2 protein-coding genes are annotated in these 2003 nt (G+C 21.7%); one reads left to right on the top strand and one right to left on the bottom strand.

The genetic code is table 11. The features are described from left to right. Positions 1 to 94: 94 nt before the first annotated feature. Complete coding sequence (locus GBZ86_RS15380) at positions 95 to 973, top strand: aldose 1-epimerase family protein (protein WP_152892117.1); 879 nt, start codon at positions 95 to 97, stop codon at positions 971 to 973. 75 nt (positions 974 to 1048) lie between these two features. Here the strand turns inward: GBZ86_RS15380 and GBZ86_RS15375 are convergent, their stop codons facing one another. After that, positions 1049 to 1642: a DUF1836 domain-containing protein gene (locus GBZ86_RS15375; protein WP_152892115.1), complete on the bottom strand. Its 594-nt coding sequence runs from the start codon at positions 1640 to 1642 to the stop codon at positions 1049 to 1051. Between the last annotated feature and the right edge of the window lie 361 nt (positions 1643 to 2003).

Here is a 2003-nt window from a genome sequence, read left to right as displayed (position 1 = left end):
ATATTAACTTTGTATATTTTTACATGTCATGTAAAGTATTATCATGCTGTGTTATAATACTTTTATTAATATTTTTATTAGAAAGGATGATTTTATGATTTATAATCTTGACAATGAAAATTTATCTATATCTATAAATAATATAGGTGGAGAATTATATAGTATTAAAGGAAAAAAGGAGAAAATAGAATTTTTATGGAATGGAAATAAAGATTTTTGGAAATTTCGTTCTCCTATACTTTTTCCTATTGTTGGAAAAGTAAATGACGGTAAATATTTTGTCGAGGGACAACCTTTTGAACTTCCTCAACACGGTTTAGCAAGAATTAAAGAATTTAAAATGATAGAAAAAACTATTAACTCTATTACTTTTGAATTAATGTATAATGAAGATACGCTTAAAGTTTATCCTTATAAATTTTCTCTTAAAATAAAATACTTTATATTTAATGATTCATTAAATATAAAATATACTGTTGAAAATTTAGATAATAAAACTATAAATTTTTCTATTGGAGGTCATCCTGCATTTATGTGTCCAATATTGCCTGAAGAAAAGTTTGAAGATTATTATTTGGAGTTTGAAAAAAATGAAAATGCAAATATAATGCAAATAAATGAATTTGGTTATTTTACTGAACAAGATATTCCTTACTTAAAAAATGAAAAATTTATAAATTTTAGTCCAAAAGGATTTACACCTGATACTTTAGTTTTTAAAAATTTAAAATCTTCTATTATAAATTTAAAATCTAAAAACCACTCAAAATATATCGAATTTAATTTTAGCAATTTCCCCTATTTAGGTATATGGACAAAATCTACTGGTGCTCCTTTTGTTTGCATTGAACCCTGGTTTGGTCATGCAGATTTTGTAAATTTCAAAGGAGAATTTAAAGATAAAGCAGGTATTTTAACTTTACCTAAAAATCAAATCTTTTCTTGTGACTATACAATAACAATACATCAATAGTTTATTTAATAAATATTTATATAAAAAGATTAAACAAAATACTGTAATATAGTTTTAGCTATATTACAGTATTAATTATTCTGAATGATACTGATTAACTATTCTTTGAACTAGTTTTTTTATAACACTAGCTTGTGCTATAAGTGTCATAGCTATTAAAAATATTCTTATGCTTTCTTTTTCTTCTTCTTTAATCTCTGAAGTTTTTATTAATTGATCTAATTTTTCTTCATCAAAAAGAGGAACTGTTAAAAATTGTTTAAAACTTTTTTCTTGTATTTCTGAAAATAACATATATGCATCTTCCCATGAAATAATATCATCATTTCTATCATTTATATCATTAAATGCTAATTTAAATACTTTTTTTATTTCTTCAGTTGTAAGAAGTGGCCTCATATAACTTAACAATACTAATTGTGCTAAATGAACTTTTGTATATCCTCTTTTCTTTCCATCTTCCGGTTTAGAAATCACTTCACTTTTAATATAATTTTGAACTATATTATTAGTATACTTATCCTCTGTAAATTTATCATTTAAGTAATCAATAACCTGAGATAAAAATAGATCATACTTTGGTAGTTCATCATATGAAACCATGTTATTTTCCGACATTTCTTCCGCTAACTTCATAACATAGTCTGCATCAAATTTTTTTAAATCCATAAACTACACCTCTAAATATAAAATACCCTAATCTTCATTCTTCTTTAATAATTATTATATAGTAAATATAATCACATTACAAGTTAATTGTTTCTGTTTAATTTTTATTATAAATATAAATTATAATTTTACAAAAACAATATTCCATTTTTACACATTTTTTTCTTTAAATACTTTCTTAATTCTTATATTTTTTTAAATTGTAAGATTAATTTTCAAATTATTAACTTTTAAATATAATATTTCTTTAATAATAAGCCTCAAAAAATTACCTATTTCTTCATATTAAACTTTTTTTTTCAAATTTTTGTTCCAATTTTATATTTTAAGCATATAATATATTATAAAAGACATTAATATA

The sequence above is a fragment of the Clostridium tarantellae genome (assembly GCF_009295725.1).
GTDB classification, from domain to species: Bacteria; Bacillota; Clostridia; order Clostridiales; family Clostridiaceae; genus Sarcina; species Sarcina tarantellae.
The sequence above is the reverse complement of the archived record's forward strand: the minus strand, read 5'-3'. Positions and strand labels throughout refer to the sequence as shown.

Bases quoted from the DNA above. Each gene is read 5' to 3' on its own strand.
- GBZ86_RS15380 (WP_152892117.1), top strand. From the start codon at position 95: ATGATTTATAATCTTGACAATGAAAATTTATCTATATCTATAAATAAT.
- GBZ86_RS15375 (WP_152892115.1), bottom strand. From the start codon at position 1,642: ATGGATTTAAAAAAATTTGATGCAGACTATGTTATGAAGTTAGCGGAA.